The organism is Pseudomonadota bacterium, assembly GCA_040752895.1.
In the GTDB taxonomy this organism is placed as follows: Bacteria; Pseudomonadota; Alphaproteobacteria.
Map to the genome: position 1 here is coordinate 306719 of JBFMHN010000003.1, position 15715 is coordinate 322433.

Consider the following 15715-nt stretch of genomic DNA (forward strand, 5'->3'; position numbering starts at 1 on the left):
GGCCTTATTAGGCCTTCTTCAGAAAAGCCTGGAAACGCCGCGCGACGGCCGCCGGCTTCACCGTCGGACGGCCAAGCGTGGCAAGCGAACCGGGGCGAATGCGAAGATGAAGAAGCACCGGGCCGGTAAGCTTGGCCGCTTCCCGGTAGGCGCGCTCGAATCCGGCCAGCGTGTCGGCGCTGTAGGCATGGGGATAGCCGCAAGCCAATGCAACGGCGGCGAAGTCCACGCTCTCCGAAACCGTTGCCTGGCCGCCCGTCGAATCGTGGGTCCCGTTGTCGAGTACGACGTGGATCAGGTTTTTTGGCGCGTAGGCCCCGATCGTGGCAAACGTGCCCATCTTCATAAGCGCGGCGCCGTCGCCGTCAAGCACGACGACGGGGCGCGCGACGTTCAGCGCCACGCCGAGCCCAAGCCCGCTCGCGCAGCCCATCGAGCCCACCTGGTAGAAGTGCTGGTCGCGGTCGGCGAGGGTGAAAAGTTCGCGGCCGCATTTTCCGGTCGTTGTAATGACGGCCGCCTCCTTCGAAACGAGGCCGAGAAAAGCCTCGAGCGCCACCGCCCGGGTCGGCCGCTCGATTCCTTCCCGGTGGTCATGCCGCTTTCCGGGCGGCGGCAGCGTGCGCTTTCGCTGGTTGAGGCCGTCGTCACGAACGGCGCCCTTTTCCATGAGGAACGCAAAGGGGCGTTCGGAAGCGACGAGCGCCCGGTCCGCCGTCTCGAGGGCCTCCGGAATCTCGGCTTCTTCCTTCGGAAAAAGCCGGTGGGGGATTTCCATGTCGGCGAGCAGGCGCTCCGTGATTCGCCCCATCAGTTCGTGCTGGGGCTCGTCCTTAAGGCCGGGCTCGCCGCGCCAGGTCGTGATCAGAAGAAGGGGAATGCGAAAGGTATGGGCAAGCGAGGTAAGCGGGTTCACGGTGTTTCCGAGGCCCGAGTTCTGGCACATCATGACGCTGCGCTTCCCGGCAAGCCACGCGCCCGCCGCGATGGCGACGGCTTCCCCTTCGCTTGCCGCGCCCACGTAGCGAAGGTCGGGGCTGCTGATCGCGCGGTTGATGAAGGGCGTCAGGAACGAACAGGGCACGCCGGAATAGAAACCGAACCCACGCTCGCGCGCCGGTTTCAAGAAGGCGTCCGCTTCGATCATAAGAAGTTGCGGGCTTTCGCGAGGTCGAAGGGGTCGTCGATGTCGAGCCAGTGGCCGGTGATGTATTGCACCTGAATCTTGTGACCGGCCTCGACGAGCCGGTTGAAAAGGTCTGGCATGTCGGCCGCCGCCAAACTGCCCTCCGCGGCCATCACCTCGATCTCGTTCCGCACGACGCTGGCGCCGTTCGGGCTCAGCAGGACGAGGCCGACCCATTCGCCGTGGATGCCTTCCGGGGGAAAGTCGGTGCCGATGCGAAGCAGGCGCGCGGTGTCGCCTTCAAGGTAATTCGGATGGAACGGCTGGTCGCAATGAACGAAATCGCGGGCTTTCTTCAGCGTCTGGCGTTCCCGCCAAAGGCCGTCGGCCACAACGGTGATATCGGCCTTCGATCCCTGCAACTGTTCGAGAATGTAGCTTCGGTACAGAATGTCGCCGTAGGAAATCAGGCAGGTGTCGTCCTTCAACTGGTCGATCGCGCATGCGAGGGATGCCACCTCGCCGGTCTCGGCAAAGTTCGGGTTCGTGCGCAAGTCAATCGAGGGAACGTTGATCGTTTCCTTGCCATAACCGGCGACGACCGTCACATGGCGGATGCCGCACCCGCGGATCGTGGCAACCATCGTGCGAAGCAAGGGCTTGCCGCGGACGTCGATCATGCATTTCGGCCGGTCTTCCGTCAGCGGCCCCAGCGAATCCCCTCGCGTTGCCGCCAGGATGATGGCGCGTCCCTTCTCGCTCTTTTGCGGCAGATAGCGCTGTTCGGCTTCCGAAAGTTCCGGTTGCCCGGAAAGCTCGAAGACGTCCTTCACCGAGGCAATCGAATCCTCGATGTTCAGCAGGCTTTGCGTTTCGTGAATCTGTTTGCTGACTTGCCGCATGGCGGAGATTGCGGCGCGCAGGTTCTGATTCGCCCAGATGACCGTCGAAACGCCGGCCTTTTCATACTGCGCCGTCGGTGTCGCATAATACATTGTGGGTACGATGACGACCGGGCAGGTGTCTCCCCATTCCTTCATGAAGGCAAAGATTTCATCCGCCGTTTTCTGCTTGGAATGGACAAGCAGGGCGTCGGCCCCGGCCCGGTGGTAGGCCTCGGCGCGTCGGAGCGCCTCGTCCAGGCCCCAGCCTGCGATGAAGGCTTCGATCCGGGCCAGAACGCAAAAATCGGGGTCGAGCTGGCTGTCCTTGCCCGCCTTGATCTTGCCGCAGAACTCGTCGATGTCGGCAAGCGGCTGGCCTTCGCCGAGGAAGGAGTTCGTCTTCGGGAAAAGCTTGTCCTCGATACAAACGCCGGCGATGTGCCGTTGGCAGAGTTTCGTGACGAGACGGCGGACGTTGTTGAAGTTGCCGTACCCCGTATCGCCGTCCACCAGGATCGGGATCGTGGTTGCGTCCGACATGAATTCTAGAATTTCAAGGACTTGGGTCCAGGACGCCTCGTTGTTGTCGCGGACGCCGAGCGCCGCCGAAATGGCAAGGCCGGAGGCCCAGACGCCACGGAATCCCGCCTCCTCGACGATTTTCGCGGAAAGCCCGTTATGGGCTTCCATGAGGAAGGAAAGCTTCGGCGCCAGCAACTCCCGGCGCAGGAGCGCCGCCTTCGTGGGCTCCGCGGGCGCTTCCATCTCGCGTTTCGGAAGAACGACCATCGCTTGAATTTCCTAAATGGACCCGTAACATCTACGTCATATTCCAAGGGTTTTCAAACGTCTGTGACGGTTGCCCGAAGGGTCCGCCTTGCCAGGCTTGGCCTTCCGGTGCGATACCCACGCGGGCAAGAGGGGCGAGAGCGAGGGGAAAATGCAAGCGATCATGCTGGCCGCAGGTGTCGGTGCGCGGCTCGGCCGGGCCGATGCCCCGCCGAAAGTGCTTCTGGAATTCGGGGGCCGGACATTACTCGCCCGTCATATCGAGATCCTGCGCGGTGCCGGCCTTGCTACCCTCGTCCTTGGCGTAGGCTACGAGGCGGAGCGGATCGCGGCCGAGGTCGAAAGGCTGCAAGCCGGGGACTTCGTCCGTCTCGTTCGCAACCCCGACTATCGGAAGGGCAGCATCACGACCCTTTGGGCCCTCCGGGACGCATTGCGGACGGGGGATTCCGTTCTGCTCATGGACGCCGACGTCCTTTACGACCGGCGCCTGATCGAACGGCTTTTGGCCGCCCGCCACCCCAACTGCTTCCTCCTCGACCGCGATATAGAGCCGGGCGAGGAGCCGGTAAAGCTCGGCATCCGGGGCGGCGTGCCGGTCGATTTCCATCGCCGCCTCGAGGTGCCTTGCGATTTTTATGGCGAATCGGTCGGCTTTTTCCGCTTTTCCCCGGAAACCGTTCGGAAAATTCTCGGCCACGCCGAGCGCCGCCTGAAAGCCGGCGAGGAAAATCTCTGGTACGAGGAGGCAATCCGCGATGCGGTGCGCAACGAACCCGCCGGTGCCTTCGGCTTCGAGGACGTGACCGGTCTTCCTTGGGTCGAGATCGATTTTCCCGAAGACGTCCGGAAGGCGGAAGCCTTGCTGCCGGAGCTGCTGGGCTGAAGCCTACGCCCGGAAGAAGTAGTTTTCCGGCCCCTCATAACCGGCGACCAGCCGCAAGGCAGTGCCGGCGGAATCTGGAAAATACGCGCGGTAGCCAAGGGATTCGAGAAACCCGAAGACGTCCTTGGGCGCGTGGCCCAGGCGGGCGAGATAACTCTCGAAAACCTCGATATAGATCGTCGGATGAAAACGGCGAAGCGTCTCGGCCGCTCCTTTGAGAACGAGAAACTCCGCCCCCTCGACGTCGCATTTCACGAAATCAAGGCGCGGGAGCTTGCGTTCTCCGACATAGGCGTCGAGGGTCGTCGTTGCGACGCGCTCGATGACGTAGTCGCGCGCGTTCTCCGGCCCGAAATGGCCGAGGCTGCTGCCCACCCGCCCGGATTCCTTCACCGGCAGGTGCAAATCCACCTCGCCCGGCTGATCGGAAAGGGCCGCCTTGTTCGTATGCACGTTCGGGTGCCCTGCGGCCACGTCTTCCAGGATGGAAAAATTATAGGCGAGCGGTTCGAAGGCGTGGACCTCGACGCGGCCTTCGTGCAGCCGGGCGAAGGCCTTCGTGTAACTGCCCGTATGGGCGCCGACATCGAAGACGACGCCCTGCTCGGGGATGAACCGACCCAGAAATAGGACAACGTCCCGGTCGCGCGAACGTGTCCGGTATTTTGTCCGTAGCTTCTGCGCGAAATGGGCGAAGCGCTGGATCGGGGACCGATAGACGCGCTCGGGGTCGAGTTTGCGGCCTTCCCGTTCCGCCCCGGGTTTGTCTTGTTGGCGAGACAGCGCTTTTCTCTTTCCCATTGCGGATCACTTTCTTCGGCAAGGGGGGGGAGTGTTTCAATTCCCCCTTGCCCTAAATTATAGGGCAGGACCCGAGCGACGTTGAAGCTTGCAGGTGCGACAAAAGCGGCACAAAATACCCTACTATTTCACAACGCGGATGAAACAGGTCATGAAGCAGACGCGGCCGCCTCTTTAATAAAGGTTCACGGTATATATCCTTCCACCTTACTATTCTTGGAAGGGAAGGAAAACAATACATAGGGGTTTCAATCCGCCCGCAGCGGGTAAAAGGGGGAACGACAAGTGAGAATTCAACATCGCAATTATATCAATGGCAAGTTCGTCGACATGCCGAAGGTCGACATGATTCCGGTTCTCAATCCTGCGACCGAAGAGGTGATTTCCGAGATTCCAGATTCACCGGCGGCGATCGTGGACGATGCGGTTGCGGCGGCAAAAACGGCCCAGAAGAGCTGGAAAAAATTACCCGCCATTCAACGGGCGGGTTATTTGCGTCAGATTTCTGCAAAGATTCGCGAAAACATCCCGGCGCTCGCCCGCGCTCTCACCGAAGAGCAGGGCAAGGTTCAGACCCTCTCGGAGATCGAGATCGCCTTCACCGCGGATTACATCGACTATATGGCGGAATGGGCGCGACGGATCGAGGGCGAGATCATCACTTCCGATCGCCCCGGCGAAAACATTTTCCTCTTCCGCCAACCGGTTGGGGTCGTTGCCGGCATCTTGCCGTGGAACTTTCCCTTCTTTCTGATTGCGCGCAAGCTTGGTCCCGCTCTGGTTACCGGAAATTCCATCGTGCTGAAGCCCAGCACAGATGCGCCGAATAACGCCGCCATGTTCGTTGATTTGCTTGCCCAGACCGATATGCCGAAGGGCGTGGTGAACGTCGTCTATGGCAAGGGAAGCACGACCGGCAATGCGCTCTGCGACAACCCGGATGTGGGCTTGGTGAGCTTCACCGGCTCGGTTGGGGTGGGATCTCGGATCATGGCCGCGTGCGCCAAAAATATTACCAAGGTCAATCTGGAACTGGGCGGCAAGGCGCCGGCCATTGTCATGGCGGACGCCGATATCAATAAGACGGTTGCGGCCGTCAAGGCTTCGCGTGTCATCAATACCGGCCAGGCCTGCAATTGCGCCGAGCGTGTTTACGTTGATCGTCGCGTCGAGGACGAATTCATTTCCAAGTTTTCGGCTGCGATGGAAGAAACCAAGTACGGGAATCCGGGCGTGATCCGGGACCTCGACATGGGGCCGATGATCAACAAGGCGGCGCTGGAAACGACGGACGGCATGGTCAAGCGCGCGATCCGCGCCGGCGCGGAATTGGTCAGTGGCGGGCATATCGCCGACGTTGGCGGCAAGGGGTTCTTTTATCAGCCGACCGTGCTGCGCAATTGCGAGCAAAGCTCCGAGATCATGCAGGAAGAGGTCTTCGGGCCGGTCATGCCGATCAATACCTTCGATACGCTGGACGAAGCGATCGAGCGTGCCAATGATTCGAAGTACGGCTTGACGTCTTCGATCTATACCCGCGACATCGGGGTGGCGATGCGGGCCTGTAACGAACTTAACTTCGGCGAAACCTACATCAACCGCGAACACTTCGAGGCGATGCAGGGCTTTCACGCCGGCGTGCGCCAATCCGGCATTGGCGGCGCGGACGGCAAGCATGGCCTCTATGAAAACACCCAGACCCACGTCGTCTATCTTCAGAGTTGAACGGCAAACCCTTGGCGCCGCCCTTATCCGGCGCCCGATAAACGCGCGAGGGGGCGGGCTTCCGGCCTTCCCGTTTCATGCCCGTCCCCTGCGCGTGGGTTGCAAGACGTGGTGGGCGCTGCTGGGATTGAACCAGCGACCCCTGCCGTGTGAAGGCAGTGCTCTCCCGCTGAGCTAAGCGCCCGGATGCAATAACAGGCGATATAAGGGGGCCGGTTTCGGCCTGTCAAGGAAGGTGGTTCCCGCTTCGGGTCGGCGCGCAAATCTTGCTTTGGACGGGGCAGGGGCTTTATGACAATCTGCACAGAGCGACCGCAAGAAGAAAGTACTCCCAACCGTTCGCGATTCGATGGCCAAGCAAAAAACCGCAGTTCTCATCCTCGCCGCCGGGAAAAGCACCCGGATGCAGTCGGATTTTCCGAAGGTGCTGCACCCCTTGGGCGGGCGCCCGCTCATCCACTATGCGCTGGACGGGGCGAAGGCGCTCAAGCCGGAACGCGCCGCCGTCGTCATCGGCCCCGGCATGGCGGCGGTTGCCGAGGCGGTCAAGCCATGGCCGACGGTGCTTCAGAAGACGCAGGCCGGAACGGCCGATGCCGTCCGCGCGGCTAGAAAGGCGTTGGCCGGTTTTACCGGCGACGTCCTCATCCTTTTCGGAGACACGCCCTTCCTGGCGCCGGCTACCCTGAAAAGGCTGTTGGCGCGAAGGCGGGCGAAGCCGGAACCCGCCGTCGTTGTCCTCGGCTTCCGCCCGGCCGATCCCGGCGAATATGGCCGTCTCGTCACGAACGCGGCCGGCGACCTGGAGGCCATCGTCGAATACCGCGAGGCGGACGCCGCGACCCGCCGCCTCACGCTCTGCAATTCCGGTGTCATGGCGGTCGATGGCAAGGCGCTTTTTCGCCTTCTCGACCGCGTCGCGAAAAGCCCGGCAAAGGGTGAATATTACCTGACCGACCTGATCGCCATCGCGCGGAAGGAGGGGCTTGGCTGCGCCTATGTGGAGGGCGAAGCGGAGGAGCTTCTGGGCATCAACGACCGCGCCGACCTGGCCGAGGCGGAGGGACTGTTCCAGCTTGAACGTCGGGCCCGGGCGATGGCGGAAGGCGTGACGCTTCTCGACCCGACGACGGTCTGGTTCAGTTTCGACACCAAACTGGGCCGCGACGTTACGGTCGGTCCGAACGTTTTTTTCGGGCCCGGCGTGACGGTGGCCGCGGGCGCCGTCATCCGCGCCTTCTCCCACATCGAAGGCGCGAAGATAGGCCCGCGCGCCATCCTCGGCCCCTTTGCGCGTCTCCGGCCCGGGGCCGAGATCGGCGAGGGCGCCCATATCGGGAATTTCGTCGAGGTAAAGGCCGCGAAGGTCGAGGCCGGCGCCAAGGTGAACCACCTGGCCTATGTCGGCGACGCCAGAGTGGGCGAAGGCGCCAACGTGGGTGCTGGCACGATCACCTGCAATTACGACGGGTTCACGAAGGCGCGGACGGTGATCGGGAAGGGCGCCTTCATCGGCTCGAACGCGGCTCTCGTCGCGCCCGTCACCATCGGCGATGGCGCGGTCGTCGGCGCCGGCAGCGTCATCACCCGGGACGTCGGCGCCTTCTCCCTTGCGCTGGCGCGGGCGGAACAAAAGGAAGTCCGCGGCTGGGCGCGGGCGCGCCGGGGTAAGAAGGCCATCCGCACCGGAAAAAAAAAGAAGGGGTAAGCCGCCGAAATGTGCGGGATCGTCGGCATTATCGGCAAGGCGGAAGTGGCGCCCCTGCTGCTCGAAGGGCTTAGGCGGCTCGAATACCGGGGGTACGATTCGGCCGGCATCGCAACGCTGGTTGATCAGAAGATCGAACGCCGCCGGGCCGAGGGGCGCATCGCGAATCTGGAGAAACGCCTGCAGGCGGAACCGCTCCGGGGCAAAATCGGGATCGGGCATACGCGCTGGGCAACCCACGGCATCCCGAACGAGAACAACGCCCATCCCCACGCCAACGCCCGCGTCGCCGTCGTTCACAACGGCATTATCGAGAACTTCCAGTCCCTTCGGAAGGAGCTGGAAGACCTCGGCGTTCGTTTCGAGACGGATACGGACACCGAGGTCATCGTCCACCTGATCGCCCATTACTTAAGCGAAGGTTTGCGCCCGGAGGCGGCAACCGCGAAGACCTTGCGCCGGCTGGAAGGCGCTTTTGCCCTTGGCGTCATCTTTGCCGGCGAGACCGGCCTCATGATCGGCGCCCGGCGTGGAAGCCCGCTGGCGATCGGCCACGGGGACGGCGAGATGTATCTGGGTTCCGACGCGCTGGCGCTGGCGCCGCTTACCTCGAAGATCACCTATCTCGAAGAAGGGGATTGGGCCGTCCTGACGCCGGCCGGGGTGACGGTCCATGACGAGACGGGCGCCATCGTCGAGCGCAAGATGGTGAAAAGCACGGCTTCCGGCGCGCTCGCCGGGAAGGGGAATTACCCCCATTTCATGCTGAAGGAGATTTTCGAACAGCCTGCCGTCATCGGCGACACGCTGCACGCGCTGCTTAATCCCGTGACGCGGTCCATTTTTCTTCCCGACCTGCCATTTGACCTGGCGAAGGTTTCCCATGTCACGATCATCGCCTGCGGCACGTCCTACTATGCGGCGCTGGTTGCAAAATACTGGATCGAAAGCATGGCGCGGCTTTCCGTCGAGGTGGATATCGCCTCCGAGTTCCGTTACCGCGCCGCCGCCATGCCGAAGGATGGGCTTGCGATTTTCATCTCGCAATCCGGCGAGACGGCGGACACCCTGGCGGCGCTGCGCTACGCGAAGAAGGAGGGCCAGTGCACGCTTGCCCTCGTCAACGTGCCGCAAAGCAGCCTCGCGCGCGAGGCTGGGGCGACGCTCCACACCTACGCCGGGCCGGAGATCGGGGTCGCTTCGACGAAGGCCTTCACGACCCAGCTTACGGTGCTTGCCTGTTTCGCGATTGCCATCGCCCGCGCCCGCGGCGCCATCGATCATGCATGCGAAGCAAGGCTTTCTCTTGCGCTTACGGAGGTGCCTTCCCGCGCTGTTGAAGTCCTCAACCATGACGAACGCCTGAAAGAGCTTGCCGGCGAAATCGCCGGCGTGCGCGACGTCCTCTATCTCGGGCGGGGAACGAGCTACCCGATCGCCCTTGAAGGGGCGCTCAAACTGAAGGAAATTTCCTACCTACACGCGGAAGGTTACGCGGCTGGCGAAATGAAGCACGGGCCGATCGCGTTGGTTGGGGAAGGCATGCCGATCATCGTGATTGCGCCGAGCGATTCTCTTTTCGAAAAGACCGCTTCGAACATGCAGGAAGTCATCGCCCGCGGCGGACGCGTCATTTTTCTGAGCGACCGCCGGGGTGCGAAGCGCCTGGGCGGTATGGCGGCGGCCACGATCGAGCTTCCCGAGGTTGACCCTTTCGTGACGCCGATCCTTTACGCAATTCCGGTGCAGTTGCTGGCCTATCACACCGCCGTTCTGAAGGGGACGGACGTTGATCGACCGCGGAACCTTGCAAAAAGCGTTACGGTCGAATAAGCCCGCGGGATGGCGCAATTCGATTTCGACTTGTTGACGATCGGCGCCGGTTCCGGCGGCGTCGCCGCCAGCCGGCGGGCCGCGGGCCATGGCGCCAGGGTGGCGATCTGCGAGGCGGATCGGGTGGGCGGCACCTGCGTCCTGCGGGGCTGCGTGCCGAAGAAGCTTCTTGTCTATGGGGCGCGTTTTGCCGATGACTTCGAGGACGCCGCCGGGTTCGGCTGGCAGATAAATTCGCGGGATTTCGACTGGAAGCGCTTGATCGAGCGGAAGAACCGCGAACTCGACCGCTTGAACGGCATCTACCTCAAGATGCTCGACGCGGCGGGCGTGCGGCTGATCGAAGGTCGCGCCAGGCTACTCGATCCGCACGCGGCGGAAATCGGCTCCCAAAGGGTGACGGCGGAAACCATCCTGGTGGCGACCGGTGGCCGGCCGATCTTCCCGGACATTCCCGGCATCGCGCATGCCATTTCCTCGAACGAAGCGCTCGACTTGCCCAGCCTTCCCCGCCGCATCGCCATCGTCGGCGGCGGCTATATCGCCGTCGAGTTTGCCGGCATCTTCCGCCGCTTTGGCGTGGAGGTGACGGTAATCATCCGCGGCGATCGCATCCTGCGTGGCTTTGATTCGGATATCCAGGCCGCGTTGACGAAAGAGATGACCCAGGCCGGCATCCGGATCGAGGCGCACACCCTCGTCCAGAAGATCGAACGCAGGAAAGAAGGGCTCGTGCTCGAGACGGCCGCCGGCGGTCAGGGCGGCCGCATCGAAACCGACCTCGTCCTATACGCGACCGGGCGGGCGCCGAACACGGGCGGGCTTGGCCTCGAGGCAGTCGGTCTTACCCTGGCCCCGAATGGCGCCATCCCGGTGGACGCGTGGTCGCGGTCCGTCGTTCCCAACCTTTACGCCGTCGGCGACTGCACGGATCGGCTGAACCTGACACCTGTCGCCATCGCCGAAGGGCGGGCCTTCGCGGACAGCCTTTACGGGAAGCAGCCAAGGCAGGTGGATCACGCCGGCGTGCCCACGGCCGTCTTCAGCCAGCCACCGGTCGGCACGGTCGGGTTGACCGAAGAGGCGGCACGCGCGGCGCTGGGGAAGATCGACGTCTATCTTTCAAGATTTCGTCCCATGAAGCACACGCTTACGGGCCGTTCCACCGAGACCGTGATGAAGCTCGTCGTTGAACGGGCGAGCGATCGGGTCGTGGGCTGCCATATGGTCGGCGACGACGCCCCGGAAATTATCCAGGCGCTCGCCATCGCACTCAAGGCCGGGGCGCGGAAGGCGGATTTCGACGCGACGGTCGGGATTCACCCGACGGCAGCCGAGGAGTTCGTGACCATGGCCGGTCCAAAAACCGACGCTGGCGCTGAAAACTAAGGAAAATCCGGGACTTCGCCGGGCTTTCGCGCGATTTTTACTGGAAAACCGACGGATTCCGGCGTATCTACCGGGCAGGCGTCGGAGGGTTAAGGAACATGGCGAAGAACTGGTCGCCGGAAAGCTGGCGGAAGAAGCCGGCCCGGCAACTGCCCGACTATCCCAACAAGAAAACGCTTGCCGACGCCGAACAGACGTTGCGCGGCTACCCGCCGCTTGTCTTCGCCGGCGAGGCCCGGCACTTGCGCGCCAAGTTGGGCGAGGTGGCGGAAGGCCGCGCCTTCCTGCTGCAAGGGGGCGACTGTGCCGAAAGCTTTGCCGAGTTCGGCGCGGACAACATTCGCGACACCTTCCGCGTGCTGTTGCAAATGGCGGTCGTTTTGACCTTCGGGGCCGCCTGCCCGGTCGTCAAGGTGGGCCGCATGGCCGGCCAGTTCGCGAAACCGCGTTCGGAGGATATGGAGACGCAAGCCGGCGTGACCCTGCCGAGCTACCGCGGCGACATCGTCAACGGGATGGCCTTCACGGAAGAGGCGCGTGCACCGGATCCGCAGCGCATGCTTCAGGCCTATGCGCAGGCGGCGGCGACGCTCAACCTTTTGCGCGCCTTCGCCCAGGGCGGCTATGCGGACCTGCATCAGGTAAACCGCTGGAACCTTGGCTTTGTCAGCCAGAGCAAGCAAGGGGAGAAATACCGGGATTTGGCGGACCGGCTGACCGAAACGCTCGCCTTCATGGAAGCGTGCGGGCTGACTTCCGAGACGTCCGCGGAGATCCGCCAGACGGATTTCCACACCTCCCACGAGGCGCTGCTTTTGCATTATGAGCAGGCGTTGACGCGGGTCGACAGCACAACGGGGGATTGGTACGACTGCTCCGCTCACCTGCTGTGGATCGGCGACCGCACGCGCCAGCCGGACAGCGCCCATGTCGAATTTCTGCGGGGCATTCACAACCCCATCGGCGTAAAAATCAGCTCCAAGGTTGAAGCGGCGGAGCTGCTTCGCCTCATTGATATCCTGAATCCGAACAACGACCCGGGGCGGCTGACGCTGATCAGCCGGATGGGGGCGGAACAGATCTGGGATCGCCTGCCGCCGCTGATCCGCGCCGTTAAACGGGAAGGCCGAAAGGTGGTTTGGTCCTGCGACCCGATGCACGCCAACACGGTCAAAGCGTCGAACGGCTACAAGACTCGCTCCTTCGATCGCATTCTGAAAGAGATCGAGGCGTTCTTCGCGATCCACCAGGCGGAAGGAAGTTACGCTGGAGGCATTCATTTCGAGCTGACCGGTCAGGACGTCACGGAATGTATCGGCGGCGCCCAGGAGATCACCGAGGACCGGTTGGCCGATCGCTACCATACGCATTGCGACCCGCGGCTGAACGCTTCGCAAGGGCTTGAGCTTGCCTTTCTCGTCGCGGAGGCCCTAAAGAAGGAACGGAACGCCGCCGCACAGGCTTCGGCCGTTTCCTAAGCCGGGCCTGCCTGGCGGCCCGGTAGTTAAGTCCTTCAACCCCGACGCGCGGACAAGGCCATCCAGCCCGATGACCGATCACCTGACAATTGCCCTGGCCCAGATCAACCCGACCGTCGGCGATCTCGCCGGGAATCTGGTGAAGATTCACAAGGCCTACCGCGAGGCGGCAGAGGCGGGCGCCGACCTTGTCATCGCAAGCGAACTCGTTGTGACCGGCTACCCTCCGGAGGACCTCGTTCTGAAACCCTCCTTTCAGGCGGCGGTCAAGGAGGCGGTGCGGAGTCTTGTGGCGGATCTTCGAGAAGACGGGCCCGGCCTTCTCGTCGGCGCGCCTTGGCGGGAGGGGGACGCGCTTTACAACGCCGCCCTGCTGTTGGAGAAGGGGAAGATCGCGAGCGTCCGCTTCAAGCACGATCTTCCGAACTATGGTGTCTTCGACGAAGGGCGGATCTTTTCTCCAGGCCCGTTGCCGGGGCCGATGAACTTCCGCGACGTGCGCTTGGGTGTCATGGTGTGCGAGGACATGTGGAAGCCGGACGTGACGGAATGCTTGAGCGAATCGGGTGCGGAAATCCTCGTGGTTCTCAACAGCTCTCCCTTCGAAGTGGATAAGCCGGACAAGCGTCTGAACCTTGCCGTTGCGCGCGGCGTCGAATCCGGCCTGCCGCTTCTTTACGTCAACCAAGTCGGCGGGCAGGACGAACTGGTGTTCGATGGCAGTTCCTTTGTCCTTCGACACGATCGCAACCTTGCCGCCCGCGCCTGCGATTGGCGCGAGGAAATTCTGCTGACCCGTTGGCGTCGGCACACGGGTGTTTGGCTGTGCGAACCGGGTCCCGTGGCGAAGGGAACGGAAGGGCTGGAAGCGATTTATCAGGCGCTTTTGCTCGCCCTTCGGGATTACGTCGCGAAGAACGGCTTTCCCGGTGTTTTGATCGGCCTTTCCGGTGGCATCGATTCAGCCCTCACCGCAGCGCTTGCGACGGACGCCCTGGGGGCGGACCGTGTGCACGGCGTTCGCATGCCTTCGCCCTACACCTCGAAGGAAAGCCTCGAAGACGCCGAGATGCTGGCCAAAAATCTCGGTATTCGTCTCGATACGGTTTCGATTGAGCCTGCGATGGGCGCCTTCGATTCGATGCTGAGGGATCTTTTCGTGGAACGTCCGGCGGATGCAACCGAGGAGAACATCCAGGCGCGTGCCCGCGGCATGACGCTGATGGCGCTCAGCAACAAGTTCGGCTACCTCGTTCTCAGCACCGGGAACAAGTCGGAAATGTCGGTCGGTTACGCCACGCTTTACGGCGATATGGCGGGGGGGTTCGCCATCCTTAAAGACGTTTATAAGACAACGGTCTATGGATTGAGCCGTTGGCGTAACGCGCATTTTCCGGAAGGCTCCCTGGGGCCGAAAGGCGCCGTTATCCCGGAACGCGTGCTCACGAAGGCGCCGACCGCCGAACTCAAGCCGAATCAGCGCGATCAGGACACACTGCCGCCCTATGCAGCGCTCGACGACATTCTCTGCTGCCTAATTGAGAAGGACATGTCCGTGGACGAGATCGCCGCCCGCGGTCACGACCGTGAGACCGTGAGCCGGGTTTGGCGGATGCTGGATGTCGCCGAGTACAAGCGCCGACAGGCGCCGCCCGGCGTCAAGATCACCAGCCGTTCCTTCGGCCGCGACCGGCGTTACCCGATCACGAACCGCTACAAGGGGTTGGCATGAGCGAGGCTGGGCACTCTGTCGTCGCGCGCTTTGCGCCAAGCCCAAGCGGGCGGCTGCATGTCGGAAACGTGCGCGTCGCCCTTCTCAATTGGCTGCTGGCGCGAAAGTCCGGCGGTCGCTTTCTCCTTCGCTTCGACGATACGGATAGCGAGCGCAGCCAGGAGGAATATGTCGAAGCGGCGCGGGAGGATTTGCGTTGGCTTGGCCTGCTTTGGGACGTGGAGATGCGACAGTCGTCCCGCCTCGCTTTTTACGCCGCCGCCGCCGAGAAGCTGAAGGCGGCGGGGCGGCTTTACCCGTGTTACGAAACGGCGGAAGAGCTGGCCTTGAAACGGAAGACGCTCCTTTCCCGGGGGAAGCCGCCGATCTACGACCGGGCGGCGCTGCATGTGCAGGAGGCGGACCGTCGTGCGTTCGAGGCGAAGGGCCGTCAGCCTTACTGGCGCTTCCTGCTCGAGGACCGGGAAATCCGCTGGGCCGATGGCGTCCGAGGCGAGGTGCGGTTCGCGGCGGTGAACTTGAGCGACCCGGTTCTCCTGCGCGCCGACGGCACGCCGCTTTTTATCCTGCCCGCTGTCGTCGACGACATAGACTTCGCGGTGACGGACATCCTGCGTGGGGAAGATCACGTGACGAACACGGCCGTTCAAATCCAGATTTTCGAGGCGTTGGGCGCGACGCCGCCGCGCTTTGCCCACCTTCCGCTGATGACGGATATCGGTGGCAAGGGCCTTTCGAAGCGGGAAGACAGCCTTGCCGTTGCCGAACTGCGCGCGGATGGGTTCGAACCGATGGCGCTGAACAGCCTGCTGGCGACGGTTGGTAGCTCGGACCCCGTCGCCCCCTTTGCCTCGCTCGAAGCCCTCTTGGCCGGCTTTGACTTGCAAAAATTCGCCCGCGCTACGCCGAAATTCGATCTGGAGGAACTTAAGGGCCTTAACGCCAGGCTCCTTCATACGCTTCCTTTTTCGACGGTGCGGGCGCGCCTCGAGGCGTTGGGCCTCAAGGGGGTCGCCGAGGCCTTCTGGCTGGCCGTTCGCGAGAATTTGGACCGCCTGTCCGATGCCATGACGTGGTGGCGCGTCTGCTATGGCGAGGTCCGGCCCGTTATCGAGGACGGGGCGTTTGTCGAAAAGGCGGCCTCGCTTCTGCCCGAAGAGGAATGGGGGCAAGATACCTGGCGCACATGGACCGAAGCCGTGAAACAGGTGACCGGCCGTAAAGGCAAGATGCTTTATCGCCCGCTCAGGCAGGCGCTTACCGGGGCCGAACATGGACCCGAAATGCAGAATCTGTTACCGATGATCGGCCGAAAACGGGCTCTCGCGCGGCTTCAGGGGGAGGCGGCCTGAACGCGTCTGGTC

Annotated in this window: 11 protein-coding genes and 1 tRNA gene; 8 read left to right on the forward strand and 4 right to left on the reverse strand. The window is 62.9% G+C overall.

Annotation, left to right across the window (positions count from 1 at the left end; all coding sequences use genetic code 11):
• Positions 1 to 7: 7 nt before the first annotated feature.
• Positions 8 to 1147 (reverse strand): phosphonopyruvate decarboxylase, encoded by a 1140-nt coding sequence (aepY, locus tag AB1781_07765; protein MEW5704463.1) that lies wholly within the window; start codon positions 1145 to 1147, stop codon positions 8 to 10.
• A complete protein-coding gene (gene aepX / locus AB1781_07770; protein MEW5704464.1) occupies positions 1144 to 2799 on the reverse strand; it encodes a phosphoenolpyruvate mutase in 1656 nt (551 codons plus the stop codon). The genes aepY and aepX overlap by 4 nt, the downstream gene beginning before the upstream one ends.
• A 151-nt stretch (positions 2800 to 2950) precedes the next feature.
• On the opposite strand from aepX, the gene AB1781_07775 reads away from it, so the two are divergent.
• Complete coding sequence (locus AB1781_07775; protein ID MEW5704465.1) at positions 2951 to 3685, forward strand: phosphocholine cytidylyltransferase family protein; 735 nt, start codon at positions 2951 to 2953, stop codon at positions 3683 to 3685.
• A gap of 3 nt (positions 3686 to 3688) precedes the next feature.
• Here AB1781_07775 and AB1781_07780 read toward each other — a convergent pair whose 3' ends face one another.
• The gene (locus AB1781_07780; GenBank protein MEW5704466.1) at positions 3689 to 4486 is read right to left on the reverse strand and encodes an FkbM family methyltransferase; all 798 of its coding nucleotides are present in this window, start codon (positions 4484 to 4486) and stop codon (positions 3689 to 3691) included.
• A 285-nt stretch (positions 4487 to 4771) separates the two neighbouring features.
• Between AB1781_07780 and aldA the strand changes: the two genes are divergently transcribed.
• Positions 4772 to 6211, forward strand: a complete 1440-nt coding sequence (aldA, locus tag AB1781_07785; GenBank protein ID MEW5704467.1) for an aldehyde dehydrogenase — start codon at positions 4772 to 4774, stop codon at positions 6209 to 6211.
• Between the two features lie 109 nt (positions 6212 to 6320).
• Here the strand turns inward: aldA and AB1781_07790 are convergent.
• Positions 6321 to 6395, reverse strand: a tRNA-Val gene (locus AB1781_07790).
• Between the two features lie 165 nt (positions 6396 to 6560).
• Here AB1781_07790 and glmU point away from each other — a divergent pair.
• The 6 genes from glmU to gltX all read left to right on the forward strand — a co-directional run bounded on the left by glmU (position 6561) and on the right by gltX (position 15703).
• Entirely contained in the window at positions 6561 to 7919 is a 1359-nt protein-coding gene (glmU, locus tag AB1781_07795) for a bifunctional UDP-N-acetylglucosamine diphosphorylase/glucosamine-1-phosphate N-acetyltransferase GlmU (GenBank protein MEW5704468.1), read from the forward strand.
• Positions 7920 to 7928: 9 nt separating this feature from the next.
• Positions 7929 to 9752 (forward strand): glutamine--fructose-6-phosphate transaminase (isomerizing), encoded by a 1824-nt coding sequence (gene glmS, locus AB1781_07800; protein ID MEW5704469.1) that lies wholly within the window; start codon positions 7929 to 7931, stop codon positions 9750 to 9752.
• A 9-nt stretch (positions 9753 to 9761) separates the two neighbouring features.
• Positions 9762 to 11141, forward strand: a complete 1380-nt coding sequence (gene gor, locus AB1781_07805) for a glutathione-disulfide reductase (protein ID MEW5704470.1) — start codon at positions 9762 to 9764, stop codon at positions 11139 to 11141.
• Positions 11142 to 11239: 98 nt separating this feature from the next.
• On the forward strand, positions 11240 to 12619 hold the full coding sequence (locus AB1781_07810) for a class II 3-deoxy-7-phosphoheptulonate synthase (protein ID MEW5704471.1): 1380 nt from the start codon (positions 11240 to 11242) through the stop codon (positions 12617 to 12619).
• Between the two features lie 70 nt (positions 12620 to 12689).
• Positions 12690 to 14351: an NAD+ synthase gene (locus AB1781_07815; GenBank protein ID MEW5704472.1), complete on the forward strand. Its 1662-nt coding sequence runs from the start codon at positions 12690 to 12692 to the stop codon at positions 14349 to 14351.
• Positions 14348 to 15703 (forward strand): glutamate--tRNA ligase, encoded by a 1356-nt coding sequence (gene gltX / locus AB1781_07820; GenBank protein MEW5704473.1) that lies wholly within the window; start codon positions 14348 to 14350, stop codon positions 15701 to 15703. Before AB1781_07815 ends, gltX begins: the two co-directional genes overlap by 4 nt.
• Positions 15704 to 15715: the final 12 nt, after the last annotated feature.

Excerpts from the sequence above, each read along its gene's own strand:
- aepY (MEW5704463.1), bottom strand. The coding sequence starts at position 1,147 with ATGATCGAAGCGGACGCCTTCTTGAAACCGGCGCGCGAGCGTGGGTTC.
- aepX (MEW5704464.1), bottom strand. The coding sequence starts at position 2,799 with ATGGTCGTTCTTCCGAAACGCGAGATGGAAGCGCCCGCGGAGCCCACG.
- AB1781_07775 (MEW5704465.1), top strand. The coding sequence starts at position 2,951 with ATGCAAGCGATCATGCTGGCCGCAGGTGTCGGTGCGCGGCTCGGCCGG.
- AB1781_07780 (MEW5704466.1), bottom strand. The coding sequence starts at position 4,486 with ATGGGAAAGAGAAAAGCGCTGTCTCGCCAACAAGACAAACCCGGGGCG.
- glmU (MEW5704468.1), top strand. The coding sequence starts at position 6,561 with ATGGCCAAGCAAAAAACCGCAGTTCTCATCCTCGCCGCCGGGAAAAGC.
- glmS (MEW5704469.1), top strand. The coding sequence starts at position 7,929 with ATGTGCGGGATCGTCGGCATTATCGGCAAGGCGGAAGTGGCGCCCCTG.
- gor (MEW5704470.1), top strand. The coding sequence starts at position 9,762 with ATGGCGCAATTCGATTTCGACTTGTTGACGATCGGCGCCGGTTCCGGC.
- AB1781_07810 (MEW5704471.1), top strand. The coding sequence starts at position 11,240 with ATGGCGAAGAACTGGTCGCCGGAAAGCTGGCGGAAGAAGCCGGCCCGG.
- AB1781_07815 (MEW5704472.1), top strand. The coding sequence starts at position 12,690 with ATGACCGATCACCTGACAATTGCCCTGGCCCAGATCAACCCGACCGTC.
- gltX (MEW5704473.1), top strand. The coding sequence starts at position 14,348 with ATGAGCGAGGCTGGGCACTCTGTCGTCGCGCGCTTTGCGCCAAGCCCA.